We start from the raw sequence: 282 nt of genomic DNA on the forward strand, positions 1-282 counted from the left end.
GAATCTCGGCAAACTTGGATTTTGATAAACGAGACAATCCAAATATTCCAACCAGAGGATTTCATTTTCAAAATCACTTGAAAAGAAGTTGGGGATTGAATCCTGCTTCAGGAAATTTCACTCGCTTTGATACCGAATTGGCTTTGTACTGGTCATTTAAATATCCTTCTCGAGTGGTTTGGGCTTCCCGATTTGGTGCAGGTAAAAACTGGGGGGATTTTGAGTTCTTCCAAGGGCAAATCCTCGGAGGCATGGATAATCTGAGGGGTTTCAGACGCTATC

Annotated in this window: 1 protein-coding gene; it reads left to right on the top strand. The window is 42.2% G+C overall.

Translation table 11 applies throughout. The features are described from left to right. The coding region (locus tag JYB62_RS19730) for a BamA/TamA family outer membrane protein (RefSeq protein WP_205647103.1) at positions 1-282 on the top strand (282 nt) is incomplete at both ends.

The organism is Algoriphagus lutimaris (assembly GCF_017051705.1).
In the GTDB taxonomy this organism is placed as follows: Bacteria; Bacteroidota; Bacteroidia; order Cytophagales; family Cyclobacteriaceae; genus Algoriphagus; species Algoriphagus lutimaris.